21 protein-coding genes are annotated in these 16,124 nt (G+C 63.3%); 11 read left to right on the forward strand and 10 right to left on the reverse strand.

Annotated elements, in window-relative coordinates:
* Positions 1-59: 59 nt before the first annotated feature.
* The 6 genes from JQ604_RS10960 (at position 60) to JQ604_RS10985 (ending at position 5,426) form a co-directional block, all read left to right on the forward strand.
* Positions 60-359 carry a DUF3572 domain-containing protein gene (locus tag JQ604_RS10960; RefSeq protein ID WP_212356593.1) on the forward strand — a complete coding sequence of 100 codons (300 nt, stop codon included), beginning with the start codon at positions 60-62 and terminating at the stop codon, positions 357-359.
* Positions 338-1,654 carry a DNA polymerase IV gene (locus JQ604_RS10965; protein WP_212356595.1) on the forward strand — a complete coding sequence of 439 codons (1,317 nt, stop codon included), beginning with the start codon at positions 338-340 and terminating at the stop codon, positions 1,652-1,654. The genes JQ604_RS10960 and JQ604_RS10965 overlap by 22 nt, the downstream gene beginning before the upstream one ends.
* Before the next feature lie 14 nt (positions 1,655-1,668).
* Positions 1,669-1,953 (forward strand): hypothetical protein, encoded by a 285-nt coding sequence (locus tag JQ604_RS10970; protein WP_212356598.1) that lies wholly within the window; start codon positions 1,669-1,671, stop codon positions 1,951-1,953.
* 598 nt (positions 1,954-2,551) lie between these two features.
* Entirely contained in the window at positions 2,552-3,505 is a 954-nt protein-coding gene (locus tag JQ604_RS10975) for a hypothetical protein (RefSeq protein ID WP_212356601.1), read from the forward strand.
* Positions 3,506-3,985: 480 nt separating this feature from the next.
* Positions 3,986-4,414, forward strand: coding sequence for an NlpC/P60 family protein (locus JQ604_RS10980; RefSeq protein ID WP_212356604.1), 429 nt, complete (start codon positions 3,986-3,988; stop codon positions 4,412-4,414).
* A 130-nt stretch (positions 4,415-4,544) separates the two neighbouring features.
* Positions 4,545-5,426: an AraC family transcriptional regulator gene (locus tag JQ604_RS10985; RefSeq protein ID WP_212356606.1), complete on the forward strand. Its 882-nt coding sequence runs from the start codon at positions 4,545-4,547 to the stop codon at positions 5,424-5,426.
* Positions 5,427-5,490: 64 nt separating this feature from the next.
* Here JQ604_RS10985 and JQ604_RS10990 read toward each other — a convergent pair whose 3' ends face one another.
* The 6 genes from JQ604_RS10990 to JQ604_RS11020 form a co-directional block, all read right to left on the reverse strand.
* Positions 5,491-5,832, reverse strand: coding sequence for a helix-turn-helix domain-containing protein (locus JQ604_RS10990; RefSeq protein ID WP_212356609.1), 342 nt, complete (start codon positions 5,830-5,832; stop codon positions 5,491-5,493).
* Complete coding sequence (locus JQ604_RS10995) at positions 5,829-6,020, reverse strand: type II toxin-antitoxin system RelE/ParE family toxin (protein ID WP_212356612.1); 192 nt, start codon at positions 6,018-6,020, stop codon at positions 5,829-5,831. Before JQ604_RS10995 ends, JQ604_RS10990 begins: the two co-directional genes overlap by 4 nt.
* A gap of 347 nt (positions 6,021-6,367) precedes the next feature.
* Positions 6,368-6,667, reverse strand: coding sequence for a DUF3027 domain-containing protein (locus tag JQ604_RS42135; RefSeq protein ID WP_212356615.1), 300 nt, complete (start codon positions 6,665-6,667; stop codon positions 6,368-6,370).
* Between the two features lie 30 nt (positions 6,668-6,697).
* Positions 6,698-7,081, reverse strand: a complete 384-nt coding sequence (locus JQ604_RS11010) for a hypothetical protein (RefSeq protein WP_212356618.1) — start codon at positions 7,079-7,081, stop codon at positions 6,698-6,700.
* Between the two features lie 112 nt (positions 7,082-7,193).
* Positions 7,194-7,595 (reverse strand): RidA family protein, encoded by a 402-nt coding sequence (locus JQ604_RS11015; RefSeq protein ID WP_212356621.1) that lies wholly within the window; start codon positions 7,593-7,595, stop codon positions 7,194-7,196.
* Positions 7,596-7,870: 275 nt separating this feature from the next.
* A complete protein-coding gene (locus JQ604_RS11020; RefSeq protein WP_212356624.1) occupies positions 7,871-8,737 on the reverse strand; it encodes a cell envelope integrity EipB family protein in 867 nt (288 codons plus the stop codon).
* A 415-nt stretch (positions 8,738-9,152) separates the two neighbouring features.
* Here JQ604_RS11020 and JQ604_RS11025 point away from each other — a divergent pair, with 415 nt between their 5' ends.
* The 4 genes from JQ604_RS11025 (at position 9,153) to JQ604_RS11040 (ending at position 12,200) form a co-directional block, all read left to right on the forward strand.
* Entirely contained in the window at positions 9,153-9,620 is a 468-nt protein-coding gene (locus JQ604_RS11025) for a RidA family protein (protein WP_212356627.1), read from the forward strand.
* A gap of 5 nt (positions 9,621-9,625) precedes the next feature.
* On the forward strand, positions 9,626-10,378 hold the full coding sequence (locus JQ604_RS11030; protein ID WP_212356630.1) for a glycerophosphodiester phosphodiesterase: 753 nt from the start codon (positions 9,626-9,628) through the stop codon (positions 10,376-10,378).
* A 103-nt stretch (positions 10,379-10,481) separates the two neighbouring features.
* A complete protein-coding gene (locus tag JQ604_RS11035; protein ID WP_212356633.1) occupies positions 10,482-11,729 on the forward strand; it encodes a GNAT family N-acetyltransferase in 1,248 nt (415 codons plus the stop codon).
* A gap of 45 nt (positions 11,730-11,774) precedes the next feature.
* Positions 11,775-12,200, forward strand: coding sequence for an HIT domain-containing protein (locus JQ604_RS11040; protein ID WP_212356647.1), 426 nt, complete (start codon positions 11,775-11,777; stop codon positions 12,198-12,200).
* Positions 12,201-12,300: 100 nt separating this feature from the next.
* Here the strand turns inward: JQ604_RS11040 and tsaA are convergent, their stop codons facing one another.
* The 4 genes from tsaA to JQ604_RS11060 form a co-directional block, all read right to left on the reverse strand.
* Complete coding sequence (gene tsaA, locus JQ604_RS11045; RefSeq protein WP_212356649.1) at positions 12,301-12,792, reverse strand: tRNA (N6-threonylcarbamoyladenosine(37)-N6)-methyltransferase TrmO; 492 nt, start codon at positions 12,790-12,792, stop codon at positions 12,301-12,303.
* 64 nt (positions 12,793-12,856) lie between these two features.
* On the reverse strand, positions 12,857-13,201 hold the full coding sequence (locus JQ604_RS11050) for an AzlD domain-containing protein (protein WP_212356651.1): 345 nt from the start codon (positions 13,199-13,201) through the stop codon (positions 12,857-12,859).
* Positions 13,198-13,935 (reverse strand): AzlC family ABC transporter permease, encoded by a 738-nt coding sequence (locus JQ604_RS11055; protein WP_212356654.1) that lies wholly within the window; start codon positions 13,933-13,935, stop codon positions 13,198-13,200. The genes JQ604_RS11050 and JQ604_RS11055 overlap by 4 nt, the downstream gene beginning before the upstream one ends.
* 177 nt (positions 13,936-14,112) lie before the next feature.
* Positions 14,113-15,039, reverse strand: a complete 927-nt coding sequence (locus JQ604_RS11060; protein ID WP_249158180.1) for a lytic transglycosylase domain-containing protein — start codon at positions 15,037-15,039, stop codon at positions 14,113-14,115.
* A gap of 120 nt (positions 15,040-15,159) precedes the next feature.
* Here JQ604_RS11060 and JQ604_RS11065 point away from each other — a divergent pair, with 120 nt between their 5' ends.
* Complete coding sequence (locus JQ604_RS11065) at positions 15,160-16,095, forward strand: glycine/sarcosine/betaine reductase selenoprotein B family protein (RefSeq protein ID WP_212356660.1); 936 nt, start codon at positions 15,160-15,162, stop codon at positions 16,093-16,095.
* The last annotated feature ends 29 nt before the right edge of the window (positions 16,096-16,124 follow it).

Raw genomic sequence — 16,124 nt, forward strand, 5'->3', positions numbered from 1 at the left:
TCGGGCATGATGGGCTTCTCAATAGAGACCATAAGTTAACGGAAAGGCAAATTGGCCCTTTGAAAAAGCCTGTTCACAACCCCCGGGAAGTCGCTGAAATCGTTGCGATTCAGGCACTGAGCTTCATCGCCGGCGAGCCCGAGCGGCTGGGCCTTTTCCTGGCTGAGTCGGGAATCGGTCCGGAGACGCTGCGCAATGCCGCATCGAACCCCGAGTTCCTGGCCAGCGTACTCGATTTTGTGATGCGGGACGACGCCACCGTGCAGGCGTTTGCCAAGGTCTCCGAGCTGCACCCGACCAACATCGCCGCCGCCCACCAGGTCCTGCGTGACCCGAAATGGGAGCGCGACGTGCCGTGACCACGGCAGCGGCAGCTTTCGACGGCCCCCTCTGTTTCTGCCGGGATTGCCTTGGCAATCTCGACATCAAGGTCAAACGTTGCAGCCACTGCGGCTCGCCGCGGCTGGTGCGTCACCGCACCCTGCCCGCGCTGACCTTGGCCCATATCGACTGCGACGCGTTCTATGCCACCGTCGAGAAGCGCGACAATCCGGAGATCGCCGACAAGCCCGTGATCATCGGCGGCGGCAAGCGCGGCGTGGTCTCGGCCGCCTGCTACATCGCCCGCACCTATGGCGTGCGCTCGGCGATGCCGATGTTCAGGGCGTTGGACCTCTGCCCGAATGCGGTCGTGATCGGACCCGACATGGCGAAGTACGTCCGGGTCGGCCGCGAGGTGCGGCACGCGATGCAGGCGCTGACTCCGCTGGTCGAGCCATTGTCCATTGATGAAGCCTTCCTCGATCTTGCCGGCACCCAGCGCGTCCACGGCATGATCCCGGCCAAGGTGCTCGCGAAGTTCGCGCGCGACGTCGAGCGCGACATCGGCATCACCGTCTCGGTCGGCCTCTCCTGCAACAAGTTCCTGGCCAAGATCGCCTCCGACCTCGACAAGCCCCGCGGCTTTGCCGCGCTCGACCAGGAGGAAGCCCGCGAGATGCTGGCCGACAAGCCGGTCGGCTTCATCTACGGCGTCGGCCCCGCGACGCAGGAGAAGCTGGTGCAGCGCGGCTTCCGCCTGATCGCCGATCTGCAGCGCGCCGACGAGACCGATTTGATGAAGCAGTTTGCCGGCGAAGGCCGCCGGCTGTGGCGGCTGGCGCGCGGCATCGACGATCGCCTCGTCGTGCCCGATCGCGGCGCCAAGACGATTTCCAGCGAGACCACGTTCGAGACGGATGTCCGCGATTTCGCGACGCTGGAAAAAATCCTGTGGCGTCTATGCGAGAAGACCTCGGCGCGGCTGAAGACCAGCGAGCTGTCCGGCTGCACCATCACGCTGAAGCTGAAGACCGCCGACTTCCGCCAGCGCACCCGCTCGCAATCGATCCAGACGCCGACGCAGCTCGCCGCGAAGATCTTTGCCGTGACCCGCGAGATGCTGACCAAGGAGATCGACGGCACCGCCTTCCGCCTGATGGGCGCCGGCGTCAGCGCGCTGCGGCCGGGCTCGCAAGCCAACGATGCCGACATGCTCGATCGCCGCTCGGCACACGCCGAGCGCGCGATGGATAGTTTGCGCAAGAAATTCGGCAATGCCGCGGTGATCCGGGGGATTGCGTTTGATGGGCCGGAGAAGCCTGAAGAGGACTAGCCGCGAAGGACGCCATGGTAGAGTGGTTGACGACCTATTGGCCGGCCATGCTGGTTGGATTTGTGTTCGGAATGCTTTTCTCGTTGGTCCGGGAGTTTTGGCGACGATTTGTCTTTGCCGCGGTGCTGTTTTTGATCACATACAGGGTGCTTCTCAAAGCCATGGGGCATGCTGAGCCCCAATGGGATCATTGGCTCGCCGGTGCTGCCATCTTGGGAGTATTTGCGGGCTGCCTCGTGCGTCCGAGCGCTGCTGGAATAGCTCGTAAGGTCGCGTCGGCGCTGCATTCTTCGCAATGACGCAGTACACGGCCGATTCACTTATCAAACAGCCCAGTCAAGGTGACAACGAATATGAGGACGCATCTTCGCATTCTCGCGACGTGATTTGTCCGAGTTTTTCCTCTCGTTCCGCCCTCTTTCCTGAAAGAGGGCGCAGGGAAAGCCGGGTGCACGCTGCACCCGAGGTCCCGTGCGCAATGGGTAGGAAGTTGCGCACACGGGCATACAGAGCAGCGGAGGCACGCCGGCCTTCCCTGCGCGATGGCTTTACGGCTTATACGTGCTCGCCCTGGTGAGACTCTGCTTTTGTGCCACCATCATCCGCGATCGGCTTTGGACCTTTCGCTGACTTGCCACCAACATCGGGGCGGCAGGCCCACACGACTTCACCGTACGCCTCGCATGCGCACATCTATCGCACGTTCGGCGTCCACCGCGTCTCGACCCGCGTTCGTGACATTGCGCAACGCCCCTCGGTGGGTGAGACGGGCCATTGTTAGCATATTCGGAAGTTCGTGTAAAGCGGAATATTCAACGGTCGACCCACACGAGCAGATCAACAATCGGGATCGACGGTATTTATTTACCTGAATGGATATTTGGTGTCCAGGAGTCCTTGAGCGTTTACAGAGCCTTCACCACGCTCCAAGCAAGACCGCCTCCTTCATCGCGCGATAACGGGACGCCTCCATTATTCGCAACCATGAATTGCGCCTCGACGGACATCGAAAATGCGGTCGCAGCACTGCGACAGGAAGCCACCTCGCTGGCAGGAGGACTCGGCGACCTCGCTCAGCGCGCGAGCGTCTACCATCATCTGTACCAGCACTCCGAAGCCAATCATTGCTTTCCGTTGCTCGCAGCGCATGGAGCGCTTTGGGCGAGCGGTTACTTCCGATCCGGAATGCGCGTGGGCTCGATCCTCGCATGGGCCCATGCCGCTGCGGGCAACCAGCGCCGTCGTCGGGAATTGATGCAGCGTCTCACCAGGTTCGCCAACGACTTCCGCGACATCAATCGGCGCGTCTGTGTCGAAACATATTTCATCTACCATCTCAGCAGCTCAGATTCTCTCCTGCCCGCAGCAGAACGACTGATCCCCTCTGATCTCCTGAGCCAGATGGCACGGTGCCACGCAGCGCGCCGCGCGGGACGAACCTTGTCCGATCGCGAGCGCCGCTCGCTGTTCGAGGCGTTCTTTTTGTGGGAGCAGGCGACCATTGTCGGACCTGCCGTCGAAAAGGCGTTTGCCGAGTTCGATTGGCCCGCCATTAAAGCGATGGCCCTGAGGCCGCGGATTTCCTTCGCTTACCTTCCGCGTCCCACGCCCCTCGTCTTTTCCAGTTTCTCCGACACCGCCGAGCGCATTGAAAAAGGTCTCCAGGCGTTCGATCTGGCTGCGTCGGCCGGCTGGGACAAGGTCGACCGAGATCTTCGCAACTACGGCATCCTGCCGTCCGACTTCTCGGTTGATCCGAACCAATACTTCGCGAACCTGCTCGGCAGTCTCGGCGCTTATGGCGCGCTTGAATCACCGTCGAGAGACTTGCGGAACGCCCCATTGCAATAGTGCAGTGTCACCGAAACGCGATGCATTTGATCGCTGGGGTCTATCGGCCAGTTCATGCAACCAGGTCAGATGGACCGGGCGGTCAGGATGGCCACTGACCAAAGAGCCCCGACGCCGTGACACGTCGGGGCCCTTCAGGATCATCAGACTCGGGTACATCCGCCGCGCCTTCCGATCTCGTCTCGCCGATGACCGCATCCCCATCGTGTCGCGTTTGGCCGTGGGGTCGTGCCCGGCGAACCTGCGCATGGTTTCGAGGAATCCATAAGGCATCCCGCAAAACCTGCAGCCGTCTCCCAGACTCGCAGTTTGGGCACATCCTGTGAAGGAAGCGAGTGGAGTAACACCTCCTCATCCTTTGGAGGTAGACTGACGGAGACCGTTTCGGCGTCCCAAGAATCATCCAGGCGCCGGCACTGCCATGTTCGTGCCCTCCACGGGCGACGGCGGCGAGCGGGGCCTCGCCGCAGAAGGTTCAAGATGATGAAGAGCATCTCGGCGGACATGATCCCGGAGCAGTTCTGGCGAATTCGGTACGACCCAAACCACGATCCGGACACGCCGACGCTGCCCAGCATTTCCGACAGCCCCAACTGCCAGAATTTCGCGTACGCCCTGCTCAGGCATTTCGGATTTGAAATATTTCCATTCCGATCGAGCGACCTGTGGGAGGATAGCAACGAGACCTGTTTGGTGTCAGACGAGTTGAGGCCACTCGACCTTTTGCTTTTCAATCGGACTCAGAATCCCTGGGGAGCGCATATCGCGCTATACCTCGGCGGGGACCATGCCATTCACCTGAGCAAAAAAGCAGTCGGAACCGGTGATCTGGCCGTTGGCGCGATTCCTCGCGCTTGCCGAGTATCGAACCTTCATCGGCGCGAAGCGGCTTCGAACAATTGGCGTTGATCCATAGTGCAAGGGCTTCCGTTCCGGCCAGCTATGGGCAACGTCCGCAAATCCCGACAAGACCGCAAGATCAGTCGAGCGTGTCGCGTCTCAACTGCGCTTAGCTGGCGCTGCCACGGAGAACGGAACGATGAAGGCGGCGCTGCAAGACTACCATGCCCGGATGCAGCGGGTGCTGGACCATATCGACCGGCATCTCGACAGGGATCTGGACCTGGAAACGGTGAGCCGCATCGCGGCCTTCTCAAAATTTCATTTCCACCGGCAGTTTACGGCGACCTTCGGGCTGTCCGTGCATCGCTATATCCAGCTTGCCCGTATGAAGCGCGCTTCGCACCGGCTGGCTTACATGGACGCCCAAAGCGTCACGGACATAGCGATGGATGCCGGTTACGATGCACCGGATGCCTTCGCCCGCGCTTTTCGGCAGCGCTTTGGGCAATCACCGTCATCGTTCCGGAAGTCTCCCGACTGGAAGCCGTGGCTCGCGGCCTTCGGACCTCTCGACAACGCGAGGAGCAAGCTGATGCAGAAGACTTTTACCATTGACGACGTGACGATCCGCGATGTGCCCCCAACGCCGGTGGCGATCATGGAGCACCGGGGCGACCCGGCGACGCTCGGCGCCACCATCCAGCGCTTCATCGCGTGGCGCAAGGCAGCTAACCTGCCCCCCAGGACAAGTCCGACGTTCAACGTCTGGCATTCCGAGGGGCGCCCTGCGCAGCAGGCTGATTATTGCATCGACCTTTGCGTCGGGACCGACCAGCCGATCGAGGCTAACGGCGAGCAGGTCAAGGCCGGCGAAATCCCAGGCGGCCGCTGCGCGGTGCTACGCGTCGTCGGCTACACCGACAATCTGGAACCCGCCGCCCTCTACCTCTATCGCGACTGGCTTCCGGCCAGCGGCGAGGAAGCCCGTGACTTCCCGATCTATTGCCAGCGGCTGAGCTTCTTCCCGGAGGTGGCTGAGCACGAAACGGTGGCGGAGGTGTTTCTGCCGTTGAAATAGCGATGTCTGACGGCGGCCCTGTCCCATTCGACCGCGGTAACCGGACAGGCAGGTCGGTCGCACATCAAGCGGCAGCGACCGTGAGCCTGATGCGCGCGCGTTTGCCGGCTTTGCGATGCGGCCGCACCACGATCTCAATGTCGCGGTCGAATGCGGTCAGCATCTTCAACAGTCGCTCGGTCGAGTAGTCGCCGAAGCCGCCACCACGAAGAAGACGCGACAGGTCGGGTTGTGAAACTCCGACGATCTTCGCCGCCTTCACTTGTGTCAAACCACGCTCCTTGATGAGCCTGCGCAGCTCGATCAGGATATCGGCCTTGACGGCCAATCCGTCGGCATCCTTCAAGCCGAGGTCGGCGAACACGTTGCCGCTGCCTTCATGAGCCTCAATCTTGCGCTTCGTCATGGCTTGCGCTCTCCTTTTCCCATTCGCTCCTTGTAGTGGTGCTCCGCATCACGCAGGCGCGATTGGATCAAATCGATTTCGTTCTTCGGAATGCCCTTCCTGGACTTCTTTTGGAAGGCATGAAGGATATAGATCACGCCGGCAAAACGCACAGTGTAGACGGCCCTTGCAGGGCGACCTCGTTGCAATGGGTTCTATTAATTAAATGTGCTGTCACCGAAATGCTCGGTCGGTCAGCTTTTCGTAAAACCCAACCACGGCCTTGATATCACGCGCGATCAGGCGCGTGGACGCGAATTTCATATTTGATCTCCTTGAGCAGGTGTCCTTGCTGCGTTCGGCGCTTGGTACCGAAGCGCTGCTGACAGCGTCCTGTCAGCAGTGAGCGGGCAAAATCCCCTAGCGACTACGACAACTGCGCCATCAATCGCGGCCATGAGACTTCCGGGACGACCGCGGCGGGCTTCAGCAACGCAAATAAAGTGCACCGTAATGACTGTCACGTAATGGAGCCGATTACGCGGGCGTATTCGGTCTATGGGTCGCCATTCTTGTATGATATCGAAAATTGAAGGAAATGGTCGCTCAAGGAATGTTCGCCACATCCGTCGTGCTCGAACATGATCCTCCCGTCAAACGGCGAAATTCCATTGGTACAAGCGCCATAGTCTTCACTGAATTTGCCTACGAGTGGAACATAGTACGCGCAAGACTCACATTGAGTCTCATTCCATTTCGAAGTCTGCTCGCCGCGAGTAAGGTCACGATTGCGAAACTTCTCCCATCGCACATGACAGTTCAAAAAATGCTCGCTGCTTAGTGCTTTGTGTTTCATGGCAATCTTGGAACAGTTTGGCCTCTCGCCTCATTGAGTACTATAGGCGTGCAAGACCGTGAGCTTTCTCTTGTCAATGATCACCACCGGCCCGCCGCCGAGCCATCCCTCCGGCAACGGGTACTCCACCGTCCAAGTCTCGTGCGTGCTTCCGACGCTTGGCGGCCAAGCGAACTCTGCTACGGGCCTACCACTGAAATCTGCCCTGTAATCCGCCGCGATCGCGCTTCTGATCAGCGGCGCCCTTCCTGCGAGATCGAAGTCAGGAAAACGGGTTGCCACGTAGGCTCGCGCAATTTGAACGGCTTTAAGCTTTGCCTCGTCCATCGCCGGCTCTTCGGCTTTGGAAACCCCCGCAATAAATCCCGTCGCGATGAAACAAAATACAGCGACGGCGTGACCGACGGCTCTCATGTACCCCTCACGATATCCGCGCTCGCATCGCCCCCTACGGGTGCGAGGCGAGTTGTCGCAACGCGCGATTGCTTCTTTGAGTATATCAGTTCAATTTAGGCGCGATTATGGATCAATCCACCACCGCCACCGCCTCGATCTCGATCATCCACTCCGGCGCGGCGAGCGCGGTCACGCCGACCAGCGTGCTGGCCGGCGGCTCCATGCCTTCGAAAAACGCCGAGCGGGCCTTGCCGATGATCGGGCGGAGCTCCGGCTTGTAGTCGACGACGAAGGTCGTGATCTTGACGATGTTGGAATAGCTCGCGCCGGCGGATTTGAGCGCAAGGCCGAGGTTGGTCATCACCTGCGTCGTCTGCGCGGCGATGTCGCCGGGGCCGACCACCCGGCCCTCCTCGTCGGTCGAGACCTGTCCCGAGATATAGATCGTGCGGGCGCCCTGGGCGACGACGACGTGGGAATAAGCCGGGTTGTGATGCAGGCCGCTGGGGCGGAGATGATTGAGCTTGGGCATGGTACGCCTCCCTGACGTGTTGTTGTTCAGGGAAGCCTATCCGGGTCCGGCGGTCTCGGCCAGCCGTACATTGCTCCGAGCGAATGGCGCGGCGCCAGAGCGTGATGAGATTGAGCTGGAGCCGCATCGGAAGTTCACCTCTCCCTTGGGAGAGGTCGGCGCGTAGCGCCGGGTGAGGGGTTACGGTCTCACGATAGACCTGACGCCCTCACCCGAATTGCTTCGCAATTCGACCTCTCCCTCCGGGAGAGGTGAACCGAGCACTCGCCTCGCAGCTACTTGCAGGGCTTGCTGTCCTTGACGTCGAACTTGCCCATCGCGCCCGAGATCACGAAATCGTTGTAATCGAGCACGAGCGCGCGGGAGACACCGTTTTCGTAGAGCTCGAACGACATCGCGTAGACCGGCGTCTGCTCGCCGTCCCTGGCGCGCGCGTCGCGGTCGTAATAGCTGACGGTTACCGGCCAGCGGGTCATCGTTTTCATCACGTCGTTGGTGGTCGACGGATCGGGCGACGAGGCTGCGCGGTCGCCGGGGATCGGCTGACCGATCACCGACAGCGTGTTGTAGACCTTCTCGCCATTGTCGGAGCCGTCATAGACGGTCAGCTCCAGCACCGATTTGCCGGCGCGGGCGGCGGCGATGATGTGCTGGATCTGCTCGGTCGGAAACACGATGCTGCCGTCGAGATCGAAGGTCTTCTTCACCGGCTCCTTCAGCTTCACGGTGATGTGGTTGCCGACCCGCTCGGCGATGCCATCGACCGGCGAGGAATCCGTGTCATTCATGCGGGTGTCGATCTTGAAGCGATAGCTTTTTCCCGCGCCGTCCTCCCACGACGTCGAGCGCAGGTCGGACAGCGTCGTCTTGCCCTCGCCGGAGTCGAGCTCGGAGACCTGGCGGAATTCGGATGTGTAGCCCTCGCAGCTGCTGCCGGAGAAATTGTAGAGGATGCGGCCGCGCGCATTGTTGATCGCGTTGTTGCCGCGCGACTTCAGCAGGCTGAGATCGTAGAGCGCCTGATGCGACAGGAACGGTCCGCTCGCCGCAGCAAAGGCTGGTGCGCCGGCGAAGCCCGATCCCGCGGCGGCGGCAAAACTCAGCACCAGGGCACGGGAGGCATTGCGGAGCGGCAGGACCATGTTTTTTCCCTAAACGAGCTACGATTCGCCACAATAGAGACCGGTCTATTGCGCCGCAACTGGGGCAAATTTCACAAAAATTGGACGGATCGTCCCGGGAATGCGGGGATTTATCGCCATCCGCTGGCTTCTCTTCGCCTCTCCCGCTTGCGGGGGAGGCCGACGGGCTCGAAGAGCCTGGCGGGTGGGGGTGTCTCCGCATTGGGAATCCCGATGTGGAGACACCCCCACCCCACCCTCCCCCGCAAGCGGGAGAGGGAGTCCAGCGCCGGTGCCCCCATCACCGGAGACGCAGTGAATCCTCTGTCCACCCGTACCCCGTCCGCTCGCTTGCAACTGTTAAGGCGATGCGCGAAACAAAGCGCGGCCTCAGCGCGTTGCAGGCTGCACTCAATTCCAACCGGGGACAAAAACAATGGCGGGTACGGTCGAACAGAAGCTGGCGGCACAGGGCATCACTCTCCCCGAACCCGCCTCCCCGGTCGCAAACTATGTCGGCTTCGTCCGCACCGGAAATCTGCTGTTCGTCTCCGGCCAGATCTGCTTCAACGCCGAGGGCAAGCTGATCGCCAAGGGCAAGTGCGGCGCCGGCGTCACCGTCGAGCAAGGCACCGCGGCCGCACGCGGCTGCGCGATCAACGTGCTGGCGCAGATCAAGGCCGCGCTCGGCGACCTCGACAAGGTGGTGCGCGTGGTCCGGCTCGGCGGCTTCATCAATTCGGCGCCCGACTTCCTCGACGGGCCGAAGGTGATGAACGGCGCCTCCGACCTGATGGTTTTGGCCTTCGGCGACAAGGGCCGCCACGCCCGCACCACCGTCGGCGTCGCCTCGCTGCCGGCGGATGCCGCGGTCGAGGTCGAAGGCGTGTTCGAGGTCGCCTGACGTCGATGCGTGCCCCTGACTGGTTGACGGCGCGGCCGGTCGCCCATCGCGGCCTGCATGACGCCGCGCGCGGCGTGATGGAGAACATGCCGGCCGCAGCGCACGCCGCGGTCGCCGGCAATTTCGCGATCGAATGCGATATCCAGCTCACCTCCGACGGCGAGGCGATGGTGCATCACGACGATGCGCTCGGCCGCCTCACCGAAGGCTCCGGCGCGCTCTTGACCAAGACCGCGGCCGAGCTGAAGGCCGTGAAGTTCAAGGCGACGGGTGAGCAGATGATGACGCTCGGCGACCTCTGCGACCTCACAGCCGGCCGGGTGCCGCTGGTCATCGAGGTGAAGAGCCAATTTGGCGGCGACCGCAAGCTGGTCCGCCGGATGGCTGACGTGCTCGCCGGCTATTCCGGGCCTGTGGTCGGGATGTCCTTCGACCCCGACCAGGTGGTGGCGCTGCGCGAGTTCATGCCAAATTTGACCCGCGGCATCGTCGCCCAGCGCAGCTATGACGACGGCCATTGGGACCGCCTGACGCCGGCGCAGCGCGACAGCATGCTCTATCTGCGCCACGGCTTTCGCACCGAGCCGCATTTCGTGGCCTACTGGGTCAACCAGCTGCCGTCGCCGGCCCCCTGGATCGCCCGCAACGTCTTTGGCTGCTCGCTCCTGACCTGGACCGTGCGCACGCCGGAGCAGCGCGAGCGGGCGGCCCAATACGCCGATCAGATGATTTTTGAGGGGTTTGTTCCGGGAACCTGACATGTCCCTTGCGGCCTTGAAGTCGTCGCTGCGATGCACGATCTTGGAAGGGGTCGGTCGCCATGCGCGGTGGCTGCTCGCAAGGGACCGGTCGCGACTCTCGATGGCGTCTTCCGAAATCACTCTCGAAGCTGTTCCAGACATCAAGGACATCCCGGCCGCGGACTGGGATGCCTGCGCCAATCCGCGCCCCGATCCGGACAGTCTTGAGACTCTGGATACACTGGCTTCATCCGTGCCGGCAGCTGATTGTCGGACGGCTTCAAAACCGGCCTATAACCCGTTCGTGTCCCATGCGTTTTTCGCGGCCGCCGAGGCCTCCGGTTCGGCCTGCGCGCGCACCGGCTGGGGGCCGCGGCATCTGATCGCCAAGCTCGACGACAGGATCGTCGGCGTCGTGCCCTGTTATCTGAAATCGCATTCGCAGGGCGAGTACGTGTTCGACCGCGGCTGGGCCGAGGCCTATCACCGCGCCGGCGGCAGCTACTATCCGAAGCTGCAGGTTTCCGTGCCCTTCACGCCCGCCACCGGTCCGCGCCTGTTGATCCGCGACGGCGTCGACCGCGACCAGATCGGGTCGGCGCTGGCGGCCGGCCTGCGCGCGCTCTGCAACGCGACCGAGGCCTCCTCCGTGCACGTCACCTTTGCCCGCGAGGGTGAGGCAAAGTTCCTCGGCGAGCACGGCTTCCTGCAGCGGACCGACCAGCAGTTCCACTGGCACAATGCCGGCTTCAAGACGTTCGACGATTTCCTTGGCTCGCTGAACTCGCGCCACCGCAAGGCGATCAAGCGCGAGCGGCGCGAGGCGGTGGCGGCCGGCATCACCATCCACTGGCTGACCGGCCCTGACATCACCGAGGATGCGTGGGATGCGTTCTTCGATTTCTACATGGAGACCGGCTCGCGCAAATGGGGCCGGCCGTACCTCACCCGAAAATTCTTCTCGCTGATCGGCGAGAGCATGAGCCGCGACGTGCTGCTTGTCATGGCCAGGCGCAACGGGCGCTGGATCGCGGGCGCCATCAACTTCATCGGCTCGGACACGCTATTCGGCCGCAACTGGGGTGCCGTCGAGCACCACAATTTCCTGCATTTCGAGGTCTGCTACTATCAGGCAATCGATTTTGCGATCCAGCGCGGCTTGCAGGTGGTGGAAGCCGGCGCGCAGGGCGAGCACAAGCTGGCGCGCGGATATCTGCCGCAGACGACGTATTCCGCGCATTTCATCGCCGATCCCGGCCTGCGCCGTGCGATCGCCGATTACCTCAAGCGCGAGCGCGCCTATGTCGCCGAGGTCGGCCGCGAGCTTGCCGAGGCCGGTCCGTTCCGCAAGAGCGGCGACGAAGCTTGAGCTTTCTGCTACCAAATCAGAAACTTGATCCGAGGAGCCGCCGCCATGCCCGCCGCTTACGACAGCAACAACCCCTTCGCTAAAATCCTGCGCGGCGAATTCCCGAGCCACAAGGTCTATGAGAACGAGCACGTGCTCGCCTTCCTCGACATCATGCCGCGCTCGCCGGGCCATACGCTGGTGATCCCGAAGGCCCCTGCCCGCAACATCCTCGACATCACGGCGGACGACTACGCCCATGTCGCGCGCGCCGCCCACAAGATCGCAGCCGCCGCGATGACGGCGTTCAACGCCGACGGCATCACCGTGCAGCAGTTCAACGAGCCCGCCGGCGGCCAGGTCGTGTTCCACCTCCACATGCACGTGATGCCGCGCAAGGACGGCGTCGCGCTGCTGCCGCCCGCAAGCCGGAAGGAAGAGGTGAAGGTGCTCGAGGACAACGCGACGAAGTTGATCGCGGCGTTGGGGTAGGAAATCTTCGTAGCCCGGATGGAGCGCAGCGCAATCCGGGAAAGTCTATCCTCGGATAGTCTGCCCCGGATTTCGCTGCGCTCCATCCGGGCTACATGCCCTACTCTGTCTCGAAATCCCCCGGCTGCGGCGGGGCCAGCGGCGTGAACTCGCAACGATCCGGCTTGACGTCGAGCAGCGGCGTCTCGTCGAGGCAGTCGAGCCCGCGGACCAGGATCACGTTGCCCTCGACGCCGACCAGCTTCACGATCGAGGTGCCGATCGGGTTCGGCCGCACCGGTGAGCGCAGCGAGAAGGTGCCGCGGGTGTTGCCGTTGTTCTTCGGGCTCTGCAGCACGATGTCGCGGCGCGAGGCGTGCAGCCAGTACAGCACTTCGAGATTGCTGTAGAAATCGACGCCCTTGATCGCGGCGACCCAGGGCTCGAAAATTTCCAGCCGGCACACCGGGCCGTCATGCCGCCCCTGCCGCGGCGTCTCCAGCCGCGAGGTCCAGGGCGTGCGGATCCGGCCGATGAAGACGAGCCCTGCATCGCGCGCGGCCGGCGCATCCACCGCAACCTCGCCTTGCCGCAATTCCATTTCACGTACCATGTCTTGAGTCCAGGAATGTCCAATGTCTGAACGCCGACAGTACCCGATTGCACCAAGGCCGCAATCAGCCGAGCCAGTATTTGCCTGATAACAGCACGATTTCACCGGCGATCACGCCGGCAAAGATCGACTTGCGTGACAGCAGGAACACGGCGAAGCCCGCGACCACGGCGCCATAACGCAGCCAGTCCGGCACGCTCGCGAGCGCGCTCGGCGGCTGCACCACGATCTGCGCGATGACGCCGGCGAGGATCGCGGTCGCAACCGCCCTCACCCAGACCAGGAGCTCGGAGCCTTCGTCGATGCCGCCGCCGAACCACAGGCCGAGCATGCGCCAGATCTGGTTCGGGAGCACGCCCGCGACGAGCAGGACCAGCAGCGCATGCCAATCGCCGATGAAGCTGCTCATGCGCCCGCCCTCGCCCGATGCACGCCATAAGCGATGGTGCCGGCAACGACGCCGCTGACCAGGATATCGACGCCGCTGTTGAGCAGCGAGGCGACAGGAAACAGCAACAGCCCGAGCACCAGCGCGATGACGTCGGCAAGCTCGCGGCAATTGCGCGCGGTGGAGAACAGGAACGCCAGCGGCGTCAACATCAGGATGCCGGCGCCGAGCAGCTGCGAGAGATTGGCCGCCAGCGCGTAGCCGATCGTGTTGGCGATCAGGCAGACGCAGACGAGGCCGCAGCCAAGGCCGTGGATGAAGGCGATCCGCCGCTCGCGCGGCACCTGCGGCAGAAAGCGAAAGCATTCGACCCACAGCGTCACCGCGGTGAGATGCGCGACCAGGATGAGATGCCGCCGTTTTGTCTGCTCCGTCCGCATCATCGGCAGCACGGACACCACCATCGGAAACAGCCGGATCGCACTCACGGTGACCGCGATCGCCGATTGCAGGATGGTCGCGCCCGAGCCGAGCGTCGTGATCACGATGATCTGCGCCGGCCCGGCCCAGACGAACGCCGTGCTCACCAGCGTCCACAGAAGCGAGAAGCCGGAATCATGCGCCAGCGCGCCGATGCCGAGATAGGTCGCAAATAGCACCAGCGTCAGCACCGTCGCCGTAATCGACCGCGCACCCCACAGGAAGGCGCGGAACGAATGATGCCATTGCGGAGAATCGAGCGGAGGAAGCGCCACGGGCAGCCCGGGAGGTTTAAGCAATATGCGCGGATTAGGGCTCGTGGGATGCGGGGTCAAGCGAATGGCGGCTATGCGCTTCGCTTCGTAGCCCGGATGGAGCGAAGCGTAATCCGGGGAAGTGCGTCCGCGGATAGGCTGTCCCGGATTTCGCTGCGCTCCATCCGGGCTACGCGATCACGCCCGGTTCTTGAGCACGAAGCACGCGCCGCCGGCTTTGCGGATGCGGCCGCATAGTCCGTCGGCCTCGGGGCGCGAGTCGGCGCCGATGCGGACCTGGTAGAAGGTCGCGCTGCCGCGGGTGCGCAGGCGCGAGCTCAGGAGGCTCGGGTCCTGGTCACCGATCACGGCCGAGAGCCGCTTCATGGCACGGGCATACATCGCGAGTGCCTTGTCGCGGCTGAAGCCGGCGGCGAGCTGCACGCCCCAGACTTTCGCCGCCGACAGCGTGATGTGCTGCTCGAGCTCGGTGACGAACGGATTCGGCGCGCGCTTCAAGAGCGCCATCAGCTCGCGGCAGCTCGTCGTCGGCGCCCGCGCCGGCATCTTGCCGCTGTTGCCCGCGCGGGCCCAATCGTCGACGCTGGAGCCGGTGATCGCGTAGACATAGTTGCGCGTTTCCGCCGGCATGTATCCTGAGCCGGCGAGCCAATCCTGGATCCGCTTCGGGCCGGCATTGTAAGCCGCGGCGGCAAGCCCGAGATTGCCGAACTGGCTGCGCAGCTCGCTCAGGAATTCAGCGGACTTCGGCAGCGCCTGCACGGGATTAAAGGGATCGAGCAGCCCGCGCTCATTCGCTGTCCCCGGCATGAACTGCGCGATGCCCTGCGCGCGCTGGCCGTTGCGCGTCACCGGCCCGACCGCGTCGGCCTGGAAGCGGCTCTCCTGCCAGATCACGCGGGCGAAGAATTCGAGCGGCAGATCGTTGGCGCGCGCCGCCGACTCGATCATCAGGCACATCGCCTCGCGCGTGTCGCTCTCGCGTTCCTGATCGGCGGGCTTTGCTTGCGAGATCCAGAGCTCCTCGACGCTCGGCCGGGCGATGCCGGTCATATCAGGCGGCGCATCCTCGGCATGGACCGAGGCGGTCAGCAGCGCGAGCATCCCCACTCCGGCGCAGAGGCCTGTCCGCATTGCAGTTCCGTCTCCGCGCCGCCGCGCTTGACACCGAAAACCCCTCGTCTAGCTATACCATGAAACATGCCGCGCAAATGGGAGCGCAAAATGGCCGCACCTTCCGACGACCAGCTCGGTTTCGCGCCCGACGACGACGCGCCGATCGGCTACATGAAGCGCACCCGCGATTACTACGCGGCGATCGGCTACACCACGCCCTATCGCTGGGCGCATTATACCTCTGCACCTTTTCAGCCCTTGGCAAAGCCGCTCAGCGATGCGCGCGTCGCGCTGATCACCACCGCCGCCCCCTTCGATCCCGCCAAGGGCGACCAGGGCCCCGGCGCGAAATACAATGGCGGCGCAAAATTCTATGCGGTCTATGACGGCGACACGTCGCAGCCGCATGATGTGCGCATCTCCCACATCGCCTACGACCGCGTGCACACGTCTGCAAGAGACAGCGGCACCTGGTTTCCCCTCGCGCAGTTGAAGCGGCTGGAACAGGAGGGCCGGATCGGCAGCCTTGGCCCCCGCTTCTTCGGCGCGCCGACCAACCGCAGCCACCGCGTCACCATCGACACCGACGCGCCGGAGATTTTGGCGCGCTGCCGCGCCGACGGTGTCGATGCCGCGGTGCTGGTGCCGAACTGCCCGGTCTGCCACCAGACTGTCAGCCTGGTCGCGCGGCATCTCGAAGCGAACGGCATCTCCACCGTCGTGATGGGCTGCGCCAAGGACATCGCCGAGCACGCCGCCGTGCCGCGCTTGCTGTTCTCCGACTTCCCGCTCGGAAATTCCGCCGGCAAGCCGCATGATGTGGCGTCACAGGCGCTCACGCTGGAGCTTGCGCTGCGCGTGCTGGAATCCGCAGTGGGGCCGCAGACCACGGTGCAGTCACCGCTGCGCTGGAGCGAGGATCATTCCTGGAAGCGCGACTACTCCAACGCCGACGCGCTCAGCCCGGAGGAGCTGACGCGCCTGCGCCGCGAGTTCGATGCGCAGAAGGAGATTGCCAAAGGTCTGCGCGAGCGCGTGGCTTAGCGCCCGCCTCCCTTCTCCCCTTGTGGGAG

It is taken from the genome of Bradyrhizobium jicamae (genome assembly GCF_018130695.1).
Lineage (GTDB): Bacteria > Pseudomonadota > Alphaproteobacteria > Rhizobiales > Xanthobacteraceae > Bradyrhizobium > Bradyrhizobium jicamae_B.